A 24,015-nucleotide genomic window follows, 5' to 3' on the forward strand; every position below is an offset into this window, starting at 1 on the left:
AAAGTGAATTTTACGCGCCGAAGCCCGCTCCCGCGGGTCCGAAGAGAATGTTGCTTGGCATCGAGGAGGTAACGACAGGTCCGGCTTCCCAGTCGCCGAACCCTCACGCGGTACCTTGATCGAGGTAACTGAGACGGTCGGTAACCCCGAGAGAAGAGAGTTCTGGCGAGATGCGAGTAGACGGACGGGAGATCCCGGTAACGGGAAGCCTCCTGCCACCACTGCACCGCCGTACGAGCGACATCATGCGGGTTGCGATCGCTGCTGTGCTGCTCGGCGGCGTGATCGCGGGATCTCTGATCACTCGAAGTCAGTGGGACGCCCTCGAAACGTCGGTGTCCAACATCGTCGGTGTTCTCTCGCCGAGCCTGTCCGACACTGTGTACCTGCTCTACGGCATCGCAATTCTGGCGCTACCGTTCGCCATCCTGATCGGTCTGATCGTCGGGCGCCGGTGGAAGTTGCTGGCCGGATACGCCGCCGCCGGACTGTGCGCCGGTGTCGCGCTGTCCTTCACCGGAACAGGCCTGGCGGCACCGAAATGGCACCTCGACGTGCCGGACCGACTCGACGCCACCTTCCTGTCTCAATTCCTCGACGATCCGCGATGGATCGCGATGCTCGCGGCGGTGCTCACCGTCTCGGGCCCGTGGCTTCCGAAGAAGTGGCGACGAGCCTGGTGGACGCTGCTTCTGCTCTTCGCTCCCATCCATCTGATCGTCAGCTCGATCGTTCCCGCACGATCGATGCTGGGTCTCGCCGTCGGTTACCTGATCGGCGCGGTGATCGTTCTCGCCGTCGGCACCCCTGCCCTCGAAGTGCCATTGGACTCGGCAGTACGCGTACTCGCGCGGCGCGGTTACCGCGTCACCGCATTCCGCGTCGTGAGTCCCTCGGGAATCGGGCCTCTTGTCATGTCCGCAGCCATCGACCAAGCACCGGACGACGAACCTTTCGACGAACTCGTCGTCGAGTTGTACGGACAGAACCAGCGAAGCAGCGGAGCAATTCGACAGACGTTCCGTTGGATCTCTTTCCGTAACCGTGAAACTCCGCCGCCCTACGGATCGCTTCGTCGCGCCGTCGAACACCGAGCGCTCATGGGTATCGCTTTCGCCGACATCGGTCTGGCCAGTTCCAAGGCCGTCGCAATCTCGGTACTCGATCGCGGGTGGGAGATGTACGCGCGCCCGAGTCCTCGTGGCATCCCCCTTGCCGTCGCCGTCGAGAACCAGGCGGGCGAGGAAGAATCCACCAAACTGATCGACGCGCTGTGGCAAACACTGCATACCGCTCACGTGCACCAGATGGCGCACGGCGACCTGCGCGCTTCCGAGATTCGTGTCGAAGGCGGAACCATCCTCTTCGGCGGGTACGCGTACTCCGAATTCGGCGCCACCGAAGTTCAGATGCAGTCCGACAACGCACAACTTCTCTTCGCCACCGCATCATTGTTCGGGGTCGATGCAGCGGTGGACGCCGCGATTCGAGCGCAAGGCGCAGACACGATTCTCGCCGCCTCCGGCCGATTGACCACCGCTGCATTGCCTAACCGAATTCGGCGGACGGTCACGGATTCCGCGAAACTGATGACCGAGATCCGAGACGAGGTCGGTGCCAAGAACGGGATCGAAAAGGTCGCTCCCGCACAGGTCACCCGATTCAGTCGCAACCAGCTGATCCAGCTCGTTCTGCTCATCGGTCTGGTCTACGTCGCCTACCCCTTCATCAGCCAGGTCCCCGCGTTCATCACCGAGCTGAAGACGGCCAACTGGTGGTGGGCACTGCTCGGCCTCGGCGTCTCCGCACTGACGTACGTCGGCGCGGCAGCGGCCCTGTGGGCCTGTGCGTCGTCGATGGTCAGTTACCGCAACCTCTTGATCATGCAGGTGGCCAACACCTTTGCGGCGACGACAACTCCGGCCGGAGTCGGCGGGCTCGCGCTGAGCGTGCGGTTCCTGCAGAAGGGCGGGCTCGGTACCGTCCGCGCAACGGCCGCAGTCGCGCTGCAACAGACGGTTCAGGTGGTCACCCACGTCGGCTTGCTGATCTTCTTCTCGATCGTCGCCGGACGTGATACGAACCTCTCGCACTTCATCCCGGGATCCACTGTTCTGTACCTGGCGGGCGGCGTCGCGCTCGGAGTTCTCGGTGCATTCATGTTCATCCCGAAACTCCGTGGGTGGCTGCGCGACGATCTGCGTCCTCAGATCACCGAGGTGTTGGGTGAACTGAGCCAACTCGCGCGAAACCCGACCCGCTTCCTCATCATCGTGGGCGGCAGCGCCGCAACAACTCTCGGTGCCGCCCTGGCTCTGTGGGCGAGCGTCGAAGCATTCGGCGGCGGAACGACGTTCATCACCGTCACCATCGTGACGATGATCGGTGGGACGCTCGCCTCGGCGGCTCCGACACCGGGTGGCGTCGGAGCCGTCGAGGCCGCCCTCATCGGTGGTCTGTCCGCATTCGGACTGCCGGCAAGTATCGCGGTCCCGTCGGTCCTGCTCTACCGAGTGCTGACCTGCTGGCTCCCGGTGTTCTGCGGTTGGCCGACGCTGCGATGGCTGCAGAAGAACGACATGGTCTGAGCCGTTCCGCTACCTCTGGCGAACGACGTGAGCCTGCAGTGCTTCGCCGTCCTCGTCCACCCAGCCTTTGCTCTGGGCGTAGTCGACCATCGCGGCAACACCTTCGACGTCCGTGGTGCTCTCGCGAACGCGGGCTACCGAGATGAATGCACTACCACCGCTGACGTATCCGTAATCCTGAAGGCGCAAGAGTTCGTCCAGTTCGGCTTCGGAGATGTCGGCACTCACCTCGACGTGAAAGTCCTTCAGGTTGTCCACATCGTGGATGCTGACGCGGCCGTCGTCCACCAGTACATACATGGCTCTCCTTCCTAGAGCACTGACATCGGTGCGTGCGTACCGAATACACGCCGGTGGTAGGTCAGTGGATTCGACTCGCGATGCTCGACCTCGTCCACCGATCCTGTCACGATCTTGTGATCACCACCGTCCACGGTGCACATGATCCAGATGGGAGCGTCCGGCAGTCTCGGTGAGCACACGTGCGCCATGGCTTCTCGAAAACACAACGCCCGGTTGCCCTGTGGGACATTCACGATGTCAGCCCTTGTCTGCCAACTCTTGTGCGTACTTCTTTGTCATGTGGTCGACGGCGTCGACTTGCGCCTTCGCATGCCCCTCCCTGACGGCGCGCGCGTGAGCGCGGACAGCATAAACACTACTTCGAAAAAACGGACAACTTCGCCGCCTACCAGCACTGTTGATGCCGATAGCCGATACTGAGCTGTATGTCGGAACTCGGAAATGAACCAGACTCGAAGCAGAAGGCGGTGCTCGAGCGACACGCGTCGTGGATCGAATTGTTCTTCGACCTCGTCGTGGTTGCCGGTATCGGTCAGTTGGCTCACCTGCTCCACGGTTCGCCGTCGTGGTCGGATGTCGCGCTCTACGCGTTGCTCTATCTCGCGTTCTGGACCGCGTGGGCGACGTTCACGATGTACGGCAACGTTGCCGGCGACCGGGTCCGAATTCCGAGCATGCTGATCGCCATGTTCGGACTGGCCGTCATGATGGCGGCCGTGGCCGGCATCCACGACAACCATGCGCTGGCCTTCGCTGTCGCATACGTGGCCGTACGTCTGCTGGCGAGTCGGGTGTGGCACAACGGCCAGATAGTCGTGGACTGGCCGATCGCCCAGATGTCTCTCGGTGTGATCCCGTGGATCGTCTCGTTCTGGTTCGAGGGCGAAACTCGGTTCTGGCTCTGGACCGCCGGTGTGACCATCGACCTAATGATCATGTTCGTCGTCTCCGGCAGCGCGATCATGGAAGACGCGCAGGAAAAGCTCGACCGCATCATCAAGGTTCGGGGGTTCAAGGACGACCGGATGCCCGAACTCGAAGCCCTGCACTCCGATCGGGCTCACCTTGCCGAGCGCTTGGGCCTGTACGTCATCATCGTGCTGGGCGAGGGTGTGATCCTCGTGATTTCTGCGGCCTCGAAGCTCACCTGGGACTCGACGGTGGTCAGCCTCGCAGTCGGATCGTTTGTCCTGCTCTCGGGCATGTGGGCACTCTCGCTTCTCTACGGCCACGCCGGTGTTCCGCACCTGCAGCCCGAGAAGTTTCCCGCTCGCATCGACATGGCGCTGCACTGTTTCACCACCGGCGCTATCGCGGTTCTGGTCGCGGGGCTCGGAGCGGCAACCGAACACGGTGCGGAGCACACGCCCGCGAACCTGCGGTGGTTGTCGTGCGGAAGCATCGCAGTCTATTTCGGAATCAGCCTGGTGGCAGGGCTGTTCGCGCGATCGGACCGACGGTGGCTGCTCGGCTGGGCGCTCCCGTGCACCGCCATCCCCATCGTCATGGGCATCGTCGGCACGCACATGAGCGCCACGTGGATCATCTGGGTGCTGGTGGCCACCGTGACCTGGCAGAACGGCTACGAGTACGCGCAGGTGCGGCGTTCGCGCCGCTCTGCTGTGCGCCTTTATTAACCCCCCGCGGTTAATAAAGGCGCACAGTAGGGGCGGTTTTTACCCTCACCGCCGGGTCGAAGCGATAGGGCTGAGCCAACAGGATTCCGGCCAATCGCTTACGCAACCTCGACATCTCGGCCCGGACGGTCACCGTCTTGCGCGGATCGCCGAACAACTGTGAGGCTAGCTGCGAGGCCGTGAGGCCCTCGGGCGCCTGTGTCAGAGCCACGAGGATCTGCGAATGGCGCGGGCTGAGGTCGATGCTCCAGCTCCCCATTGCCGAGGAGTACCGCAATTCCATCGCATTCGGATCTTGCACATCCAATTCGACTTCGGCACAAACCGTTCCGGACGCCGGATCCATCTGAGGGCGGATGAGCCAACCACCCGGAAGCGGCTCGCACACACATAGTCCGAGCGACGGGAGCCAATGCTCGCCGCTGCTCATCACTTTCGGCAGTGCGATTCTGTAGATCGGCGCCATCGAGTCCACCGCCGCGACCCAGCCACTGCGGTCCACGACCACAGTCGGCTGACTCGCGCGAGCCAGCGTCGATGCCGAGATCATCCGGAGCTGATCCAATCCGATTCGATGCTTCTCCCGCAGTGCGGATTCCGCCAGCCTGGCCACACTGTCCACCAGAGCGAGAGTCGACGGGTGGACCGTGTCTGCTGCGCCGGCGACGTTCACGACGGCGATGGCCCGGCGACTACGCGGATCTCGAACCGTCGCCCCGGAGCAGGTCCACGGATGCTGCGAGCGCGAGTAGTGCTCGGCCGAGAACACCTGCACTGCCGAACCTGATGCCAAGGAAGTGCCGATCCCGTTGGTACCAACAGCTTCCTCGGTCCACGACGCACCCTCGATCATCCCGAGCCGTTCGGCCCGATCCAACATTCGACTGGACCCGTGTCGCCAGAGGATACGTCCGTAGCGGTCCGCCACCACGATCAGATTCGCGTCGTCCGGGCCGACGAGTGGTGCCAGACCGTGCACCGCCTCGTCGAAGATCTCCGCCATGCCGGCTGCGCGTCTGCCTTCTTCGATCTCGGATTCGCGGCCCGTCTCGGTGATCGAGCACCGGTCCGGATCGAGTCCGAGCGCACGCAAACGCGACCACGAATTCGCGATGACGGAGCGCGGACGCGCAGGCGGCTTGCGTCCCGACATCGTTGCTTCGTAGACGGATTCGAGAACACGTGCGTACTGCGCCGGGTCTTCACCACTGGCCAGGGCCGGTTCGAGTCGATTCGTTTCGCCGATCACACTCCAGTCCTATGTGACGGGGTCATCGAAAGCGAGCGTTGCACCCGGTTGCAGAGTTGTTCGCGTGCGTGAACGAAAGGACGGCGTTCACGCACGCGAACGGTGCTCACGCGTTGAGGGGTCTCCCCAGCGCCGAGAGCACAGACTCGTGCATTGCCTCCGAGAGCGTCGGATGAGCAAACACGACCTCGGCGAGATCCTCGCCGGTGGCTTCGAGGGATCGAGCGATACCGAAACCCTGAATCTGCTCGGTCACATCCGGACCGACCATGTGCGCGCCGAGAAGTTCCCCGGTATCGGCGTCGAAGATCGTCTTGACGAAGCCTTCGGCCTCGCCGATCGCCAGTGCCTTGCCGTTCGCCTGCAGGTCGAAGTGTCCGACCCGCAGCGCGCGACCAGTACCGGCGCACTGCTTCTCCGTCAGACCCAGGCTCGCCACCTGTGGGCGGGCATACGTGCACCCCGGAACGTAGTCGCGATCGAGCGGATGAACGTCGGGCACGCCTGCCAACTTTTCGACGCACAGGACAGCTTCGTGGCTTGCCTTGTGCGCCAGACATGGAGCGCCCGCGACGTCACCGATCGCATAGATCCCGAAAGCGCTGGTACGGCACCACTGGTCGGTGACGATCGCACCGCGCTCGATCTCGACGCCCAGAGCCTCCAACCCCAGATCCTCGACGTTGCCGGTGATTCCGGCCGCCACCAACACCCGGTCCACGGTCAACGACTCGACACCGTCGCTCGTCTGCACATTCACCTGGACGGCGTCGTCGCCGACGGTCACCGCCGACACCGAGGCTCCGGTGTGAATCGTGATGCCACGCTTCTCGAACTGCTTGCGAACGAAGGCCGAGATCTCTTCGTCCTCGACCGGCATGATGTGTGGTGCCATCTCGACGATGGTCACCTCGGTTCCGAGATCGCGGTACAGGCTGGCGAATTCGACTCCGATCGCGCCGGACCCGATCACGAGCAGCGACTTCGGCAGTTCCTTCGGGACGAGCGCGTCGAAGTAGGTCCATACCCGATCACCGTCGGGGGCAACGCCGGGAATCGAACGCGGCCGGGCACCGGTTGCAATGATCACGTGGTCGGCTCGATACGTCTGTCCTCCCACGGATACGACGCCTTTGTCCACCAACTTAGCGGCGCCTGAGATGACGTCGACGCCGTTCTTCTTCATCAGATAGGCAACACCGCCGGACAACCTCTCCGAAACCCCTCGGCTGAACGACACCAACTTCGAGATGTCGAACTGGACAGACGCCGAACTGAATCCGTATGTGTCGAGTTCACTCAAGGTATGCGCGACGTCCGCGCCGTGCAGCATCGCCTTGGTGGGGATACAACCCCAGTTGAGGCAGATACCTCCGAGGCGATCACGTTCTACCAGCGCGACGCTCAACCCCAACTGGGCAGCCCGGATCGCCGCCACGTAACCACCGGGGCCGCCACCGATGACAAGAACGTCGTACTTATGCGACGTATTGTTTTCCACCACAGCCCCTTACACCAACATCAGCGCGGGAGAAGCGACAAAGCGCTGGAGCTCCCGAAGGAAGGTCGCACCCAGGGCTCCGTCGATAACCCGGTGATCGCACGAGAGGGTCACGGTCATCACGGTCCGGGCAGAAACACTGTCACCGACCACCACCGCGCGCTTCTCCCCCGCACCTACGGCAAGGATCGCTCCCTGGGGCGGATTGATGATCGCGTCGAATGCCTTGATCCCGAACATGCCGAGGTTGGACACCGTGAAGGTTCCGCCCTGGAATTCTTCGGGACGAAGTTTGCCGGTCTTCGCCTTGGTGGCCAACGAGAGCACCTCACCCGAGATGTCCGCCAACGACTTGGTATTCGCGCTACGCACGATGGGCGTGATCAGCCCGGTCGGAAGTGCAACTGCCACCGAGACATCCGCCGACGCGAATCGAAGAACCGAGTCGTTCGCGGCATCGAACTGGACGTTCACGTCCGGCACCTTCATCAGTGCAGCGGCGCAAGCCTTCACGATGAAGTCGTTGACCGACAGCTTGACCGCCGGGACGGTCGAATTGATCTCCTTGCGCAGAGCGAGAAGCGCATCGAGCTCGAGGTCTGCGGTGAGCCGGAAATGGGGTGCCTGCTGCTTGGACGCCTGCAACCTACCGGCGATTGCCGATCGCATGGGGGTGAAAGGAATTGTGTCGTACTCGGGTTCGGCCGCAACAGATTCGGTCTCAGCCGCCGCCTCCGGCAGGAGCTGCGCGGAACGAGCGGCGTCGTGCACGTCGGTGACGCAGACGCGCCCCCGCGAACCCGTCGGACGACAGTCATGCAGGTTGACGCCCAGTGATCGGGCAGTTCTGCGTGCGACCGGGGTGGCAGGCACGGCACTGTCGTCGGCGGTCGATCGCAGCGGGAGGCCGGATCTCGCGGCCGGCACTACCGGCGCAACAGTGCCACCGGCGTCACGAATCGCGTCGTCGATGTCGCGGACACTGATCCGCCCGAGGGGACCGGTACCCACTACGGCGGCGAGATCGATTCCGAGCGCTTCGGCACGTCGGAGTGCTCGAGGACTCGCAAACACGTCGCTCTGCGTCGTGCCCTGCAGAACACTCGGTACGACGGTGGAACCGGTTGGTGCAGGTTTCGCTGCAACAACCACCTTCGCAGCGGGTGTAGCCGTATGTGTCGCGGGAGCCTCCGGTTCGGCAGCTGGTGACGGTGCCGGCTCTTCCGCCGGCGCGGTTGCGCCGCGAGCGGCGAGGAACTGCTCGATCTCCGCATCCGTCGTGGACGCATCGGCGGACACACCGATCACGGCACCGACGGGCAGAGTCTGCCCCGGTATGCCGACGATCTTGCGGAGAACACCGTCGAACGGCGCCTCCAACTCGTTGGTGATCTTGCTGGTTTCGATCTCACAGATCAACTGGCCCTTGGTGAACGAGTCACCTTCCTCGATGAGCCACGCGTTGACCAACCCCTCCTCCATGGAGAGCCCCCATTTGGGGATGTCGATAGCTTTGATGTCAGCCATGATCAGGCTCTCACCAGCTTGCGAACCGACTCTTCGATGCGCGCAGCGTCAGGCAGCCAGGCAGTTTCGAGGGTCGGTGAGAACGGAACCGGAGTATGTGGCGGCGTGATCAGTTCGATCGGCGCTTTCAGGTAGGTGAATCCCTTGGTGGCGATCAGCGCGGCCACGTCGTGCCCGAAACCGCAGCGGGCGGCGGATTCGTCGACGATCACGACGCGTCCGGTCGATGCGACGGATTCGAGGATGCCGTCCTCGTCCAATGGTGAGACGGTACGAGGATCGACGACCTCGACCGAAATACCCTCGGCGGCCAGCTTGTCTGCTACGTCGTTGGCGCGGTTCACCATTGCGGACAAAGCGATGATCGTGACGTCGTCGCCCTGCCTGGTGTAGTTGGCGACGCCGAACGGAATCGCGTACGGCTCGTCCGGCACCTCGCCCTTGAGGTCGTAGAGCACCTTGTGCTCACAGAACACAACAGGATCGTCGTCCCGGATAGCCTGGATGAGAAGGCCTTTGGCGTCGTAGGCGTTGGACGGCGCGACCACTTTCAGGCCAGGCACCGCGGCAAACACGTTGTACGGAGACTGAGAGTGCTGCGCAGCGGCAGAGAAACCGGCGCCGATCATGCCTCGCACCACCAGCGGAGTTCTGGCCTTGCCACCGAACATGTAGCGGAACTTGGCAGCCTGGTTGTAGAGCGCGTCGTAGGAGACTCCGAAGAAGTCCATGAACATCAGTTCGGCGACCGGCCTCAGTCCGGTCAGTGCGGCTCCGGCAGCCATTCCGATGATCGCAGATTCGGTGATCGGGGTATCGATTACACGCTCCGATCCGAACTCCGTCCACAATCCCTTGGTGACACCCAGGACACCGCCGAATGCCTCGATCTTCTTCGTCTCCAGATCGGGATTGGTACCGGCATGCCCACCGCGTACGTCCTCACCGATCAGGACGACGCTCGGATCTCGTTGCATTTCTTGAGCGATGGCCTCTTTGACGGCCTCGCGGTAGGTCTTCTTCGACACGTTCTCGGCTTCCACGCTTGTCATCTCGGGCTCCTCAGTACGACACGTAGACATCGGTCAGCAGATTTTCGACTGGTGGGTACGCTGCGGCGCGCGCCTTCGCTACCGCCTCGTCCACCAGCACTCGCGACTGCTCGTCCACCGCGTCCAGATCAGCGGTGCTGACCTTCTTCGCATCCACACTGCTACGGAAATTCTTGAGCGGATCCTTGGTTTCCCGCAGTTGCGCAACCTGTTCCGCCGTGCGGTACAGCTGCGCGTCACCCTCGAAGTGGCCGTGCCAACGGAATGCGGCCGCCTCGATCGTGGTAGGGCCACCGCCGGTCCTGGCTCGCTCCGATGCTTCCGCCATCGCGTCGTAGACCGCGAAGAAGTCGGTGCCGTCCACCTTGACGGCAGGCATTCCGAAGGATGCAGCGCGGGCGGCGATGTCGGGTGCGCCCACCGCGTAGTCGGTTCCGGTGGCCTCACCGAATCCGTTGTTCTCGATCACGAAGACGATCGGAAGATCCAGCACCACAGCCATGTTCATCGCCTCGAAGACGGTTCCCTGGTTGGATCCACCGTCTCCCGTGAACGACGCTGCGATGACGCCGTTTCGAAGTGTCTTGCCACTCAGTGCAGCGCCGATCGCCAACGACGGGGCTCCGCCGACAATCGCATTGGCACCCAGCATTCCCACGGACAGGTCGGCGATGTGCATCGACCCACCCTTACCGCGACACAGGCCGTCGTCCTTGCCGAAGATCTCGGCCATCATGCCGTTCAGATCGCAGCCCTTGGCGATGCAGTGCCCGTGACCGCGGTGAGTGGATCCGATGTAGTCGGCGTCGCTCAGGTTCTCGCACACTCCCACCGCGATGGCTTCCTGGCCCGAGTACAGGTGAATGAAGCCGGGGATGTCACCGGTTGCATTCTCTTCGTGCAATCGATCCTCGAACGCGCGGATGCGCGACATCTTCTCGTACGCCTTCAGCAATGCATCCCGGTCCAGCCCCGAATGAGGCTTGGCGCCGGTCTTTTTCGATCCTGGGGTTGTCGGCTTCTGCGCCGTCCGTTGAACCACAGTCACACTCCTCGTTCTCGATCACTCGTCGCCATGCAGTGTCGTGCAGGTCACGGGCGAAGGGAAAGAGTTGCGTGAGGTTGCCGGGAGTTACGAAGGGTTGCAGCTGTTGACTTTCGAGCGTTGATTCAGGCGCCGCTCAGGCTCTCGCGTCTGATCTTGGCCAGCGCGCGGTGTTGGGCGAGTTCGACGGCGCTCGTTGTCGTTCTCAGTGACAGCGCCGTCTCGCGCACGTCGAAGCCGACAACGATGCGAGCTACCAAGACGTTGCGTTCTGCGGCCGACAGATCACCGAAGGGCAGAGTGAGTCGACTGGAGGCAGGTAGCGAATCGATTTCGCGACTGATCGCGTCGTACAGATGCGCGAGGAACGCTTCTCCGGTACGTCTACGTCGCCGAATGTCGGACAGGACGGATCGGCAGATACCGACGGCAATACGATCAGCGTCGAGCGGTCGCAGTTCGGCACGACAGCGCCGCGTCACCAGAGGCACGATTCGTTGAAGGAGTTCTGCAATCGCGTCCCGATCCCCTCGGGACGCATCGTCGGCAACACTGTCGATCGAACGTCCACCTGCCCTGCTTGTCATTCCGATCTCCCCCTGCTTCGGCTCTTGGTCGAATTCCCGACTACTGCTCAGGTTTTGAACTCGCTAGGGGCGTATCGGCTCGGGGCAGATCCCGGTTTGTTCCCCGATGATGTTGATCTCGGCGTTGGAACGAGGGTCAGCGCCGTAGTTGATCTGGTCGGTGCACTTCTCGGAGGGCTCGACGGCATCGGGCGGGAGCGGCGCCGGGCATGAACCCATCTGCTCTCCGATGCTGTTGATCTCCGCATTCGAACGAGGGTCACCCACATAATTGATCTGATCGGTGCACTTGGTCGACTCGGTAGCCGGACCAGGGGCCGCAGGGGCAGCCGCGCTGGTCGAGACCGGGGTCCAGGCCGGCGCAGCTCCGCCCGCCGGGACTCCGGGGGTGGATGCGTCCGTACCGCCGCCCACCGAGTTCGAGCCTTCGACTGTCTCCGAAGTGGTCGCTGCGGTCAGCGGCGGTGGGGTCGTAGACGCCGCAACCACCGATGTAGTCGTCGGTTCGTCTCCTGGAGCGCTGTTGTCATCACTCGAACACCCTGTCATCGCGCACACCACCCCGATCGTCAGTACGGCGAGCAGCACTCGCGGACGCCGAGTCTTATTGGTCAGCAATACTTCACGCATTTGCTCTCACACTCCTCGATACGCGGATCAGCTCGTTCCGCCCAAGCGGTGAACACCGACGTGACTCACTCTAGGAGCCTGATTCCATCGGTTTCGTAACAGAATTCCGTCGGTCGCGTACCAACTCTCGACGGTCCTGACATTCATACGATTACGTAACGGTGGGTGGCAAAACTCCGATATCGAGATCACCTGTGATCGTATGAAAACGCACATGCCGATGAGAGGGTTCGCAGCGGCCGGGGAGGGGAACGTGTTGTATCGGAGTGACATCTGCGGCGGTCGATCAGACCGTACTCGCAGCCTGTTCGGTACAGCGCTCGCGGCAGCAACCCTCGGAGCGTCCGTGATCACCGGCTGCGCGTCCACCCAGGGCGTTGTGATCGAAGGCGATGTCGCTTCCACCGGGTTGCCCGTCACACAACCTGCAGACCTGGCCAGACGGGTTGCCGAAAACTCGAGGTTGGGCCGGGCGCTCCTCGACGATCCTGGGGTGTCCGAGGGAGTGAAGACAGAACTTCGGTCGTGCCCTGACTGGTATCCGATCTCGGTCGGGTCCATCCTTCTCGATCCAGGCGCACCGCGTATCGTGCCGGAGACCGAACTCGTCGTCATGAATGTGTATCCGTGCCAACCGGCCCACCAACCCGGGACCGGAGTGTCGATTTCGGTCAACCTTGCCGGCTACGTCTACCGCAGCGGCAAGGCCGGTTCGAGTGAAGACGATCCCGAACTGGGTGAGCGCCTGTTCTCCGTCGAAGAGCGCGGAAAGTTCATCGTCAGCGGTCAACGCGCCGCGAGTTTGTCTGTCCTGGAAACGGATCCGCGGCCACCGGAGTTCGAATGTTGCCCCCGTCCACCGCTTCGGACCGAGTTCCACTGGGATGGAATGGAGTTCATCCGTGATTGATCGCCGTCGCCGCGCAATGCTCGCCGGTGTCTGCCTGCCGGTCGCGTTTGCTCTCGCCTCCTGTTCCACCGAGCCTGAATCAGAACCCACTCCGAATATCGCAGCATCACTCGACCCCTCGGATCTCTCACAGGGCTTGAGCATCGATCCTGTTGCCCTCCTCAGAGCAGACCCGGAAGTGTCCGATGCGGTCAAGGACAGTCTCCGACTGTGCGGTGATGCGAACTTCCCCTTCGAAATCCGGTATTCCCCCGTGACAGGCGCCGTTTGGCAAGATGCCGTCGTCAATGTCTTCACCTGCGAGTCTGTCGGCATCTGGGGACGACCGGCCCCACCGGTCAGCTTCATGGTCGCCGGATTCGTCTACCAGATCGACGAATCGGGCGCTCACAAAGTCTTCGGAGTGCAAGACCCAGGACGCTACGTCGTCGGCTCAACCGGAGGATTGTCGGTCATGGTCGACCTGTGCAAAGACCCCGGCATTCCGGAGTTCTGTCAATCGTCGACTGCATACAAGTGGACCGGTGAAGGGTTTGAGAGTGTTCCGTTCCCATGAAAGCGAAGGCCGATGACCGATCCGTTGATTTTGCTGGTCGAAGACGACGCTGTCATACGCGAAGCAACGCAATTGAATCTCGAACGCAACGGGTTTCGGGTGATCACCGCATCGGGTGGGTTGACCGGAATGGATATGGCGGTCGACGCCAAGCCGGATATCGCCGTCCTCGACGTGATGCTTCCCGACCTGAACGGAATCAGCCTGTGTCGGCGCATTCGTGAGGAACTGTCGGTGCCGGTCATCATGCTGTCCGCGCGCGACGACCCGGTCGACATCGTTCTCGGATTGGAAGCCGGTGCCGACGACTACGTCACCAAGCCCTTCGACAGCGGTGTCCTGGTGGCCCGTATCCGAAGTGTGCTCCGGCGGGTCGAATCCCATTCCAGTACGGAGAAAGACATCGTGACTCTCGGCGATCTGGAGATCGATCGCGAGTTGGTGACCGTCACGCGTTCGGGCGCCGAAGTGGCTCTCACGCCCACCGAAATGAAGCTGCTCCTGGTCATGGTGAGTGTGCCGCGCAAAGTCTGGTCTCGCTCCGAACTGCTCTCGGACGTCTGGGATTACGACTGGGGCGGCGATACGCGCATCGTCGACGTTCACGTTCAGCGATTGCGCACGAAGATCGGCTCCGAACAGATCCGGACCGTCCGGGGGTTCGGCTACACGATGGACAACCATCGGTGAGATCGCGGGATCTCGCCGCCAAGCTCCCGTCCACCGGGAGGCGGTTGTCGTTTCAGTGGAAGATCGCGGCGGCCATCACGTTCGTGATCGCCGTCGCCTCGATCACGCTCAGTACCGTGATGCATCAAACCTTTTCACACAACCAAGAGGATGCAGCGCGGGCGGCAGCTGATCGCAATCTCCAACTGGTGCTGCAGGACGAAACGGGCAGCATGCGTGCGCTGTTCCGCGCCACCACAGATGGTCTCGACGTTCCGGAAGAGTTGCGTCAGGCCGTGGTGGGCGGCAAACGTGCCACCTACCTTGTCGACAGCGGGGACCAGCCATTTGTCTGGGCTGCTGCCGACGTCAACACTCAGGTGGTGGCGATTCGCGTCCCGTACACCGCGCAGCGGGAATCGATCGCCAGCGTCGATCGGACACTTCGCAACGCCACCATCGCAGTGATCGCAGCGGGTGCCGTCCTGGGTGTGCTGCTTGGACTCGCGATGTCGTATCGATTGCGCTCGGCCGCCCGTGCGGCTCGCAAAGTGTCTACCGGAGCGGACATCCGCGTTCGCTCGGTCACCTGGTCGCTTTTCGACGACGAGATCACCGAACTGGCGGATGCAGTCGACGCGATGTCCGATGCTCTACGGGGACAACTGGACGCCGAAAAGCGCGTGACAGCCAACATCGCGCACGATCTCAGGACGCCCATCTCCGGACTGGTCGGCGCCGCAGAGCTCCTGCCACCCGGTAGGCCAACCGAATTGGTGCGCGACGGCGTCCATAAACTCAGGAGGCTCGCCGAGGACGTCATCGAAGTGGCACGCCTCGACACCACCTCCGAGCAGGCAGACATCCAATCGGTGGAACTGGCGCCGGTGGTGCGTCACGCGATTTCCACCACAGGAGTCGAGTGTGAAGTGAGTGTTCACGGCACCCCCGTGTCGTACACCGACGCGCGCAGACTGGAGCGGATCATCGCCAACCTGATCTTGAATGCTCGCAATCACGGAAAGTCGCCGATCAATGTCCACGTCGACCACTCCCGCATCACGGTCCGAGATCGGGGCGTCGGGTTCACTGAAGAGTGGCTTCGCCAGGGGCCGAAGAGATTTCAGACCAACTCCGTCGAACGCGGCCCGAACTCAGGCCTGGGCCTCGGCTTGACGATCGTAGTGGGACAAGCGGCGGTCATCGGCGCTCGTATCGACTTCGCGAACCATCCGAACGAGGGCGCGGTGGTGACGATCGACCTCCCTGAATGTTCGGCAGACGAGTTCGATTGACACCGAGGCAGTTCGGTCGATCGGCCGGGACACAGCGTCCCGGCCGACCATCGGCGTCCCGGACTCAAACCTGTCCGACAGTGACTCCGGTGCGAACGTCCGGTGCACCGAGGCGCGCCGCATCAGCTGTGAGGTCATCGGGCTGCTCCTGAGATTCCCGCTCGGCTGCGACGCGCAACCGGTAGTGCTCGATCTCCTCGGCAATGTGCTCGGGAGTCCAACCGAGCACCGGCGCAACCAGTTCCGCCACTTCGGCAGCTGCCGCATCGCCGCGATCGGTAACCTCGATGGAGATGCGGGTACGACGGGTGAGGATGTCGTCGAGATGCTGTGCACCCTCGTGACTCGCGGCGTAGTGAATCTCCGCCTTGAGGTACTCGGGGGCGGAGTCCAACGGCTGCCCCAGTTCCGGTCGCGCCTCGACGAGTTCGAACAACTCGTCAGCCAGAGTGCCGTACCGACCCAGTAGGTGCTCGATAGTCGAAACGTGCAGTCCCGTGCGCTCAGCGGTGAGATGCCGATTGTTGTGCGCGGCAAAGTAGCCGTCGGCACCCACAAGTTGGATACGCTCAGTGCAGGACTTCGGCACCTTCTGTTCCAATCCGTGCACCGCGGAATCGACAGCGTCCTTGGCCATCACGCGGTAAGTGGTGTACTTGCCACCGGCGACCACCGTCAAACCTCGGACCGGACTCGACACCGCATGCTCACGCGAGAGAGTGCTGGTCGAATCTGATTCGCCGAACAGCAACGGACGCAACCCCGCGTACACACCGACGACGTCCTCGTGCGTCAACTCGTCCTGAAGGAGCTTGTTGACATGTCCGAGGATGTAGTCGATATCGCTTCGGCTCGCTGCCGGATGGGCGAGGTCGAGGTTCCAGTCGGTGTCCGTCGTACCGATGATCCAGTGGCTTCCCCACGGGATCACGAACAGCAGACTCTTCTCGGTCCGCGTGATGATTCCGGTAGAGGAGTTGATGCGGTTTCGCGGGACGACCAGGTGCACACCTTTCGAAGCGCGAACCTGGAATTGCCCTCGCCCACCGACCATTTCCTGGATCTCGTCGGTCCAGACCCCGGCGGCGTTGATGACCTGACGAGCACGGATCTCGAACGCGCGACCCGTTTCCAGATCCACGGCCTTCACCCCGACTACGCGGTCCTCCTCACGGAGAAAGCCGATTACGCGGGTGCTGTTCACGCACAGTGCGCCGTATTCGGCTGCTGTGCGCGCCAGCATCATCGTGTGGCGGGCGTCATCTACCTGACCCTCGTAGAACTTGACCGAACCCCGGATAGCAGAGCGCTTTCCGGACGGGAACGATTCGAGAGTCTTCTTCTTGCCCACATGCTTGTGGTGTGAGGGAACCCCGCGGCCTGCGCCCATCACGTCGTAGACGCCGATGCCCAGACCGACGTACGGCCGGTCGATCAACTTCTCGAGTGGGTAGATGAACGGCACCGGCTTCGCGAGATGCGGGCACAGCGAATTCAGAACCAACGACCGCTCACGCAGTGCCTCGAACACGAGCGCAAAATTGAACTGCTCGAGGTAACGCAGTCCGCCGTGGAACAGCTTGCTCGACCTGCTCGAGGTTCCGGACGCGAAGTCGCGAGCCTCCACCAAGCCCACCTTCAGACCGCGAGTTGCGGCGTCGAGCGCGCTACCCGCTCCGACCACGCCACCGCCGATAACGAGGACGTCGAGTTCGGTTTCTTCCAACTTCTTCAGCGACTCCGCCCGCGAGGACGGACTCAATGCTTGTGCTGTGCTCATGAAAACTGTTCCTTCACTTGAAAATAGGTAGAAATGGGGGCGCCGCGATCAGTCTGCGTCGACCCAGTCGAGTGTCCGAGTGACGGCTTTCTGCCAGCCTGCATACAGGCGCTCACGCTCGGCCGAATCCATCGACGGCGTCCAGCTCTTGTCCTTCGCCCAGTTGCTGCGAATGTCGTCCTCGCTCTCCCAGTACCCGACCGCGAGACCAGCGGCGTACGCAGCGCCCAATGCCGTGGTCTCCGCAACGACAGGGCGGATCACCTCGACGTCGAGCAGATCGGCCTGGAATTGCATGAGGAGTTCGTTCGCGACCATTCCGCCGTCGACCTTGAGAACCTTCAAGTCGACACCCGAGTCGAGGTTCATCGCCTCGATCACCTCACGACTCTGGTACGCAGTCGCTTCGAGCACCGCCCGGGCAAGGTGCCCCTTGTTCACGAACCTTGTCAGACCGACGATTGCACCGCGTGCATCCGCGCGCCAATGCGGTGCAAACAGGCCCGAGAACGCGGGCACGAAGTACGCGCCACCGTTGTCGTCCACAGAGCGCGCGTTCACCTCGATGTCGGCCGCGTTGTCGATCATGCCGAGGTTGTCCCGAAGCCACTGGACCAGCGAACCGGTCACGGCGATCGATCCTTCCAGTGCGTAAACCGTTGGCTGCTCACCGATCTTGTAACAGACCGTCGTCAACAAGCCGTTCTTGCTCATCACCTTTTCGGTGCCGGTGTTGAGGAGCACGAAGTTGCCGGTTCCGTAGGTGTTCTTCGCTTCTCCGGGCGAGAGGCAGGCCTGACCGAAAGTCGCTGCTTGCTGATCGCCGAGGATTCCGGCGATCGGCACGCCGGACAACGTTCCGCGTTCGCGCACGAATCCGAAAGTTTCGGACGAGCTGCGAATCTCGGGGAGCATCGATTCGGGGATGCCCATGTCGGCGCAGATCGCCGAATCCCAAGCGAGAGTGTCGAGATCCATCAACAGAGTGCGCGACGCGTTGGTGGGGTCGGTAGCGTGCACTCCGCCGTCGACGCCGCCGGTCATGTTCCACAGCACCCAGGTGTCCATCGTGCCGAAGCACAACTCGCCTGCTTCGGCCTTCTCACGCGCGCCCTCGACGTTGTCGAGAATCCACTTGACCTTGGGGCCCGAAAAGTACGTGGCCAACGGCAATCCGGTGACTTCGGTGTACTTCCTGGGGCCGTCTTCGCCGGCGAGTGCAGTACAGATTCGATCGGTGCGTGTGTCCTGCCAGACGATGGCGTTGTAAACGGGCTTTCCGGTTGCTCGTTCCCAGACCACTGCCGTCTCACGCTGATTGGTGATGCCGACGGATGCGATGTCGGCCGCGGTCAGATCTGCGTTGGCCAAGGCGCCCGCGGTGACGTTGCGGACGTTGTCCCAAATTTCGATCGGATCGTGTTCGACCCAGCCTGCCTGCGGAAAGATCTGTGTGTGCTCGTGCTGTTCGACAGCGACTACGTGCCCACTGTGATCGAAGATCATGCATCGCGTGGAGGTGGTTCCCTGGTCTATCGCGGCTACGAACTGCGCCATCGTGCTACCCCTTTGGTGTCGAAGAAAGTGCGAAAGATTTACTGTCAGAGATGATGATTCGCCGTCAGGCCGGTATCGTGGCCGGCTCCTCGGCTGCCTTCTCCACCGACTCGTCAGGCAGGAATCGACCAATCAGCTTGTCGTAGAGGAACACCCCGATCGGAGCGCCGATCAGCGGCCCCACGATGGGCACCCAGAAATACAGGCTCCCGTACTGATCTCGCCAGGCGCTGCCGTAACCGGTGAGATACGACGCCAGCCGCGGACCGAAGTCACGGGCCGGATTGATGGCGTAACCCGCGTTGGTCGCCCATGCGAATCCGATTGCCACCACGATCAAACCGACGACGAAGGGCGCAAGATTCGCGAGCGGCGGAGTTCCCCGAGTATCGGTCACCGCAACGATGAGGAACAACAGGATCGCCGTGCCGATGATCTGATCTATCAGCGCTGATCCCAGACTGACCGGGAGCGTTCCGTTTCCGGGCATCGTCGAGAAGATCGTCTGAGTCGCCGTTGTGTGTCCGGGATCGATGGCATTGAGCATGTCGTTGTAATTCCACCGGACGATCAGGGCCGCGACAAAGGCTCCAGCGGTCTGCGCCAGCGTGTAGGGCAGGACCTTGCGCCAGGAGAATCCCCGGAAGATCGCAAAGGCGAAGGTCACTGCGGGGTTCAGATGAGCACCCGTCACCCGGCCTGCGACATAGATGCCGAACATGACGCCGAGTCCCCAGGCCCACGCGATACTGTCGTGTCCGCCGAGACCCCCACCGCTCCCGCCGGACACAACCTGCGCCACAACTCCGACGCCGAACAAGATCAAGATCATCGTTCCGGCGAACTCGGCTGCCAACTCGCCTGGAAGCCCTAATCGCTTGGCTTTCTCCATCCCCACCCTCACTTCGTTGTGATGCATGTCAAAGTTTGGATTGCTGCACCCGTAGCGTAAGGCCGTTTGCACATTCACGCATAGCTCGTGCACATATGTGCAAATGGCCCATTTGCGCACCGTAACGCGGGTAACAGACACACTTCTGGGACTTTGCGTGATCGAGCGCCTCGGCCTGGGCCTACTCGGATAAGATTCGGTTCAATGCTCTTGCACGTACGTGCAGACAGGACGAACCCATGGAAACTCCCACTTCGGACTCCGCTACCTCCGATCCGGCGGACCCGCGCATCGCCGACGCAGTTCAGGCCGCACGCCTCTACTACTTCCAGGACCAGACCATGGCTGCCATCGGCCGCGACATGGGGGTGTCCCGATCCACCGTCTCCCGATTGATCACCTACGCGCGCACCTCGGGTCTCGTCGAGATCAAGATCAGCACCCCGCACGGCCAGGCTCCTCGCATCGAACGCGAGTTCTCGGAACGGTACGGAGTGCGCGCCCACGTGGTGACCGTGCCGGAACTGGTGGGAGATCTCGAGCGACTCGAAAAGGTCGCAACCTTTGCCGGACGCCTGCTGGCGTCGTTCTTCGACAGCGACATGGTGATGGGGATCGCCTGGGGAACCACACTCAGTGAAGTCAGCAAGCACCTTGCCCCCAAACGCACGTACAACTCGTACGTCGTGCAACTCAACGGCGCTGCGAATACTCGCACCACCGGAATCTCTTACGCCAGCGACATCATCAGAACCATCGCCGACGCCTACGGTGCTCTGCCACAAGGATTTCCGGTGCCTGCCTTCTTCGACTACCCGGAAACTCGGGAGCAACTGTGGCGCGAACGAAGCATCAAACGCGTCTTGGACATGCAGAAGCGAATGGACCTGGCAGTCTTCAGCATCGGCGTACCAGGCGGCAACGTACCGAGTCACGTCTACACCGCCGGATACCTCGAACCCGATGAAGCAGAAGCACTTCGACGCGACGGAGTGGTCGGCGACATCGCAACCGTCTTCTTCCGGTCGGACGGGAGCTACCGCGGAATCGAACTCAACGAGCGCGCGAGCGGCCCGCGACTGGACCTTTTCGAGAAGGTCGCCAGGCGCGTGTGCATCGTCGCCGGAACAGCAAAACTGCCGGCCCTGGAGGGAGCACTACGGGGCGGGCTGATCACCGATCTGATCATCGACGACGTCAGCGCCACCGCGCTGGTGTCCTGACCGCTGCACCAGCTTCTCGATTCCGTCGAGAAGTAAGCCAAGCGAGAAACTGAAATCGAAGGCATCGTCGCCGGCGGCCTCACCCTCCGGGCTGCCGTCCTCGAAGCCGCCTTCCTCGATTGCGGCACTCAGGTAGGGGAATCCCTCCCGATTGATGACACGAGCAATGAGAGCGCCGTATGCGACGTCGTCGTCTGCCGACTGCGCTGAACGAGACGCCAGGTCAGCCGAGAATCGAGCGCGGCCGATGACGAACAACGACACGTTGGTCACCACCTGGAACTTCGACGCGGCGCTCAGGGCGACCCCGTCGAGGGCGCTCAGACCCGCGTCGAGCCACGCCATGTTGTTGGGCCCGGTCGGTGGAGCCGTGATGGGCAGCTTGAGCCACCACGGTCGACTCAGCATCGTGGCATACTCCTGATTCGCCCACGCCTCGAGCTTGACGCGCCAGGTCACGCCGTCGGGAATCACCGGCGGCGGCCCGATCACCCGATCCGAAATCAGTTCGATCAGTTCGTCTTTGCTTGCCACGTAGCGGTAGAGCGACATGGTCGTGAACCCGAGCGCTTTGGCCACGCGGCCCATCGACAGAGCGGTGACGCCTTCTGCGTCGGCCAATTCGATCGCGGTGTCGAGAATTTGCTCGAGACTGAGCCCCTTCTTCGGACCCCGCGTTCCCGGCTGGTCCAGTCCCCAGGCCAGTTCAACTGCTCTCGGTAGCGCTCCGCGATCCATAAGCTCCCACTCTTCACTCTTGCCATCATCCTAGAACTGTGTACGCTATAAACACGAGTTTATGACATACACAGTTCTTTTGTTGGAGGTCTCGATGTCAGGAACGATCCCCGCAATCTCGGTCCGCGGACTCCGTAAGCACTACGGCGATCAACAGGTACTGGCTGGACTCGACCTGGCGGTCCCGGCCGGATCGGTGTACGCCCTCCTCGGCGCAAACGGCGCCGGAAAGACCACGGCCGTAAGAATTCTCACCACCCTCATCCCCTTCGACGGAGGCGAGGTCATGGTCGCGGGGCATTCACTGCCCGGAGATCCACAGAACGTTCGGCGGCGCATCAGCGTGACCGGGCAGTACGCAGCCGTCGACACCTTGCTGACCGGATTCGAGAACCTCACCCTACTGGGCGAACTGAATCACCTGGGCCGGAAGAACTCCCGTCGCCGTGCCGAGGAATTGCTCGACCAGTTCGTTTTGACGGACTTCGGCGACAAACGCGCCGGCAACTACTCGGGCGGCATGCTCAGACGACTCGACATCGCAATGAGCCTCGTCGCCCGACCGGACGTCGTCTTTCTCGACGAACCCACCACCGGCCTGGACCCGCGAAGCCGCCACGACATGTGGTCGATCGTTCGAGGACTCACAGCGTCAGGCGTCACCATCTTCCTCACCACCCAATACCTCGACGAGGCAGACGAATTGGCCGATACGGTCGGCGTGCTGAGCGGCGGCCGCATCGTCGCCGAGGGAACACCGGACGAACTCAAACGCCTTGTTCCCGGCGGCCACGTCGCACTGCAATTCGAGAACCTGGCCCAACTCGAACTCGCCGCGGCATCACTGCCGCAGGCGCATTCGAATGCCGAGACCTTGACCCTGCACATCCCTTCCGACGGGGCAGTTCCGTCGATCAAAGCGATCCTCGACTCGATCGACGATCCGTCGATCACCGTCGAGAAGTTCTCCGTTCACACTCCGGATCTGGACGACGTGTTCTTCGCGCTCACCGGATCAGGCCAACCCGAGATTGCGAGCGTTCGATGACCTCCACCATTGCAATCGATTCCGCGGTGATGCTCCGCCGGAATCTCAAACACGTTCTGCGCAGTCCGGATTCGATGATCACCGCGATAGCCCTTCCGGTCATGCTCATGCTGCTGTTCGTCTACGTCTTCGGCGGCGCCATCAACACCGGTAGCGAGTACATCGACTACGTCGTGCCAGGAATCATCCTTCTGTGCGCCGGTTTCGGCGCCTCGACCACCGCGGTCAGCGTCTCGAGCGACATGAAGGACGGGATCATCGACCGTTTCCGGACCTTGGCGATCGCTCCGTCGTCGGTCCTGACCGGTCATGTACTGGCCAGCGTCGTCCGCAACGTCCTGACTACGGCGATCGTGGTCGTCGTTGCGCTGATCATGGGATTTCGCCCGACAAGCGATCCGTTGCGCTGGCTCGGCGTCGCCGCTGTGATCGTCGCCTTCGTCTTTGCCATGTCGTACCTCTCGACAGCTTTGGGACTCTTGGCCCAGAACCCGGAGGCTGCAAGCGGATTCACCTTCGCCATCATGTTCCTGCCCTACGTCAGCACTGCTTTCGTACCGGCTGAGACCATGCCGTCCTGGCTGCAGGGGTTTGCCCGGCACCAACCGGTGACTCCGATCATCGAGACTGTGCGCGGACTCCTGATGGGCACGCCGATCGGGAACAGCGCGGCCATCGCCCTCGCGTGGTGCCTGGGCATCGCCGCCGTGGGATTCGTGTGGTCCAACTGGCTCTACCGACGAAAGACCGCGAGCTGACCACACAAGAAAGCCCCACACCTGACGGTGCGGGGCTGCTTGTGCTGTGCGCCTTTATTAACCGCGGGGGGTTAATAAAGGCGCACAGTGGATTACTTGGCGTCCAGCAGATCGATCACGAAGACCAAGGTCTTGCCGGAAAGCTGGTGCCCTGCACCGGCGGGGCCGTATGCCAGCTCCGGCGGAATGGTGAGCTGACGGCGTCCGCCGACCTTCATGCCCGGGATGCCGTCCTGCCAGCCCTTGATCAGGCCACGAAGCGGGAACTGAATGGACTCGCCACGGCTCCAGGAAGAGTCGAACTCTTCGCCGGACTCGAACTCGACACCGACGTAGTGAACGTCGACGGTGCCACCGGGAACGGCTTCGGCGCCTTCTCCGACAACCAGATCCTTGATGACCAGATCGGTCGGCGCGGGGCCTTCCTGGAACTCGATTACGGGCTTGCTACTCATGGGTCCTCCTCGTTG

General features: G+C 62.3%; 23 protein-coding genes. 9 read left to right on the forward strand and 14 right to left on the reverse strand.

What is annotated here, in order from left to right:
- The first annotated feature begins 170 nt into the window (after window positions 1–170).
- Complete coding sequence (locus KTR60_RS21870) at window positions 171–2,588, forward strand: lysylphosphatidylglycerol synthase transmembrane domain-containing protein (RefSeq protein ID WP_007733454.1); 2,418 nt, start codon at window positions 171–173, stop codon at window positions 2,586–2,588.
- 9 nt (window positions 2,589–2,597) lie between these two features.
- On the opposite strand, the gene KTR60_RS21875 is transcribed toward KTR60_RS21870, so the two are convergent.
- Window positions 2,598–2,888: a hypothetical protein gene (locus KTR60_RS21875; protein ID WP_116057988.1), complete on the reverse strand. Its 291-nt coding sequence runs from the start codon at window positions 2,886–2,888 to the stop codon at window positions 2,598–2,600.
- Window positions 2,889–2,899: 11 nt separating this feature from the next.
- The gene (locus tag KTR60_RS21880; RefSeq protein WP_228401253.1) at window positions 2,900–3,124 is read right to left on the reverse strand and encodes a flavin reductase; all 225 of its coding nucleotides are present in this window, start codon (window positions 3,122–3,124) and stop codon (window positions 2,900–2,902) included.
- A gap of 192 nt (window positions 3,125–3,316) precedes the next feature.
- Between KTR60_RS21880 and KTR60_RS21885 the strand changes: the two genes are divergently transcribed.
- Window positions 3,317–4,528, forward strand: a complete 1,212-nt coding sequence (locus tag KTR60_RS21885) for a low temperature requirement protein A (RefSeq protein WP_228401254.1) — start codon at window positions 3,317–3,319, stop codon at window positions 4,526–4,528.
- Window positions 4,529–4,538: 10 nt separating this feature from the next.
- On the opposite strand, the gene KTR60_RS21890 is transcribed toward KTR60_RS21885, so the two are convergent.
- The 7 genes from KTR60_RS21890 to KTR60_RS21920 form a co-directional block, all read right to left on the reverse strand.
- Complete coding sequence (locus KTR60_RS21890; protein WP_228401255.1) at window positions 4,539–5,777, reverse strand: helix-turn-helix domain-containing protein; 1,239 nt, start codon at window positions 5,775–5,777, stop codon at window positions 4,539–4,541.
- Window positions 5,778–5,883: 106 nt separating this feature from the next.
- Window positions 5,884–7,281, reverse strand: a complete 1,398-nt coding sequence (lpdA, locus tag KTR60_RS21895) for a dihydrolipoyl dehydrogenase (protein WP_058037826.1) — start codon at window positions 7,279–7,281, stop codon at window positions 5,884–5,886.
- Between the two features lie 6 nt (window positions 7,282–7,287).
- Entirely contained in the window at window positions 7,288–8,805 is a 1,518-nt protein-coding gene (locus KTR60_RS21900) for a 2-oxo acid dehydrogenase subunit E2 (protein WP_228401257.1), read from the reverse strand.
- Between the two features lie 2 nt (window positions 8,806–8,807).
- Complete coding sequence (locus KTR60_RS21905; protein WP_228401258.1) at window positions 8,808–9,857, reverse strand: alpha-ketoacid dehydrogenase subunit beta; 1,050 nt, start codon at window positions 9,855–9,857, stop codon at window positions 8,808–8,810.
- A gap of 10 nt (window positions 9,858–9,867) precedes the next feature.
- Window positions 9,868–10,791 carry a thiamine pyrophosphate-dependent dehydrogenase E1 component subunit alpha gene (locus tag KTR60_RS21910; protein WP_044479496.1) on the reverse strand — a complete coding sequence of 308 codons (924 nt, stop codon included), beginning with the start codon at window positions 10,789–10,791 and terminating at the stop codon, window positions 9,868–9,870.
- A gap of 236 nt (window positions 10,792–11,027) precedes the next feature.
- Complete coding sequence (locus tag KTR60_RS21915; protein WP_228401259.1) at window positions 11,028–11,489, reverse strand: RNA polymerase subunit sigma; 462 nt, start codon at window positions 11,487–11,489, stop codon at window positions 11,028–11,030.
- Between the two features lie 63 nt (window positions 11,490–11,552).
- Window positions 11,553–12,119, reverse strand: a complete 567-nt coding sequence (locus KTR60_RS21920) for a hypothetical protein (RefSeq protein WP_058226116.1) — start codon at window positions 12,117–12,119, stop codon at window positions 11,553–11,555.
- 253 nt (window positions 12,120–12,372) lie between these two features.
- Here KTR60_RS21920 and KTR60_RS21925 point away from each other — a divergent pair, with 253 nt between their 5' ends.
- The 4 genes from KTR60_RS21925 to KTR60_RS21940 are packed head-to-tail and all read left to right on the forward strand — an operon-like array spanning window position 12,373 to window position 15,549.
- A complete protein-coding gene (locus KTR60_RS21925) occupies window positions 12,373–13,029 on the forward strand; it encodes a hypothetical protein (RefSeq protein WP_003939689.1) in 657 nt (218 codons plus the stop codon).
- A complete protein-coding gene (locus KTR60_RS21930; protein WP_007733471.1) occupies window positions 13,022–13,585 on the forward strand; it encodes a hypothetical protein in 564 nt (187 codons plus the stop codon). Before KTR60_RS21925 ends, KTR60_RS21930 begins: the two co-directional genes overlap by 8 nt.
- Before the next feature lie 12 nt (window positions 13,586–13,597).
- The gene (locus KTR60_RS21935) at window positions 13,598–14,275 is read left to right on the forward strand and encodes a response regulator transcription factor (protein WP_228401260.1); all 678 of its coding nucleotides are present in this window, start codon (window positions 13,598–13,600) and stop codon (window positions 14,273–14,275) included.
- Window positions 14,272–15,549: a sensor histidine kinase gene (locus tag KTR60_RS21940; RefSeq protein WP_065455309.1), complete on the forward strand. Its 1,278-nt coding sequence runs from the start codon at window positions 14,272–14,274 to the stop codon at window positions 15,547–15,549. The genes KTR60_RS21935 and KTR60_RS21940 overlap by 4 nt, the downstream gene beginning before the upstream one ends.
- A 64-nt stretch (window positions 15,550–15,613) precedes the next feature.
- Here KTR60_RS21940 and KTR60_RS21945 read toward each other — a convergent pair whose 3' ends face one another.
- The 3 genes from KTR60_RS21945 to KTR60_RS21955 all read right to left on the reverse strand — a co-directional run bounded on the left by KTR60_RS21945 (window position 15,614) and on the right by KTR60_RS21955 (window position 19,778).
- Window positions 15,614–17,329 (reverse strand): glycerol-3-phosphate dehydrogenase/oxidase, encoded by a 1,716-nt coding sequence (locus KTR60_RS21945; RefSeq protein WP_047270936.1) that lies wholly within the window; start codon window positions 17,327–17,329, stop codon window positions 15,614–15,616.
- Between the two features lie 48 nt (window positions 17,330–17,377).
- Window positions 17,378–18,886, reverse strand: coding sequence for a glycerol kinase GlpK (gene glpK / locus KTR60_RS21950; RefSeq protein WP_003939742.1), 1,509 nt, complete (start codon window positions 18,884–18,886; stop codon window positions 17,378–17,380).
- 64 nt (window positions 18,887–18,950) lie between these two features.
- Window positions 18,951–19,778, reverse strand: a complete 828-nt coding sequence (locus KTR60_RS21955; RefSeq protein WP_003940085.1) for an MIP/aquaporin family protein — start codon at window positions 19,776–19,778, stop codon at window positions 18,951–18,953.
- A 239-nt stretch (window positions 19,779–20,017) separates the two neighbouring features.
- Between KTR60_RS21955 and KTR60_RS21960 the strand changes: the two genes are divergently transcribed.
- Complete coding sequence (locus KTR60_RS21960) at window positions 20,018–21,001, forward strand: sugar-binding transcriptional regulator (protein WP_007733475.1); 984 nt, start codon at window positions 20,018–20,020, stop codon at window positions 20,999–21,001.
- On the opposite strand, the gene KTR60_RS21965 is transcribed toward KTR60_RS21960, so the two are convergent.
- Complete coding sequence (locus KTR60_RS21965) at window positions 20,936–21,739, reverse strand: TetR/AcrR family transcriptional regulator (protein ID WP_007733476.1); 804 nt, start codon at window positions 21,737–21,739, stop codon at window positions 20,936–20,938. The genes KTR60_RS21960 and KTR60_RS21965 overlap by 66 nt on opposite strands.
- Before the next feature lie 94 nt (window positions 21,740–21,833).
- Between KTR60_RS21965 and KTR60_RS21970 the strand changes: the two genes are divergently transcribed.
- Together KTR60_RS21970 and KTR60_RS21975 are read left to right on the forward strand one after the other, a co-directional pair.
- On the forward strand, window positions 21,834–22,787 hold the full coding sequence (locus tag KTR60_RS21970; protein WP_166502542.1) for an ATP-binding cassette domain-containing protein: 954 nt from the start codon (window positions 21,834–21,836) through the stop codon (window positions 22,785–22,787).
- Complete coding sequence (locus KTR60_RS21975) at window positions 22,784–23,545, forward strand: ABC transporter permease (RefSeq protein WP_228401261.1); 762 nt, start codon at window positions 22,784–22,786, stop codon at window positions 23,543–23,545. Before KTR60_RS21970 ends, KTR60_RS21975 begins: the two co-directional genes overlap by 4 nt.
- 92 nt (window positions 23,546–23,637) lie before the next feature.
- Here KTR60_RS21975 and KTR60_RS21980 read toward each other — a convergent pair whose 3' ends face one another.
- Entirely contained in the window at window positions 23,638–24,000 is a 363-nt protein-coding gene (locus tag KTR60_RS21980; RefSeq protein ID WP_003940440.1) for an FKBP-type peptidyl-prolyl cis-trans isomerase, read from the reverse strand.
- Window positions 24,001–24,015 lie beyond the last annotated feature (15 nt).

Source organism: Rhodococcus sp. C1 (assembly GCF_020809065.1).
Lineage (GTDB): Bacteria > Actinomycetota > Actinomycetes > Mycobacteriales > Mycobacteriaceae > Rhodococcus_F > Rhodococcus_F qingshengii.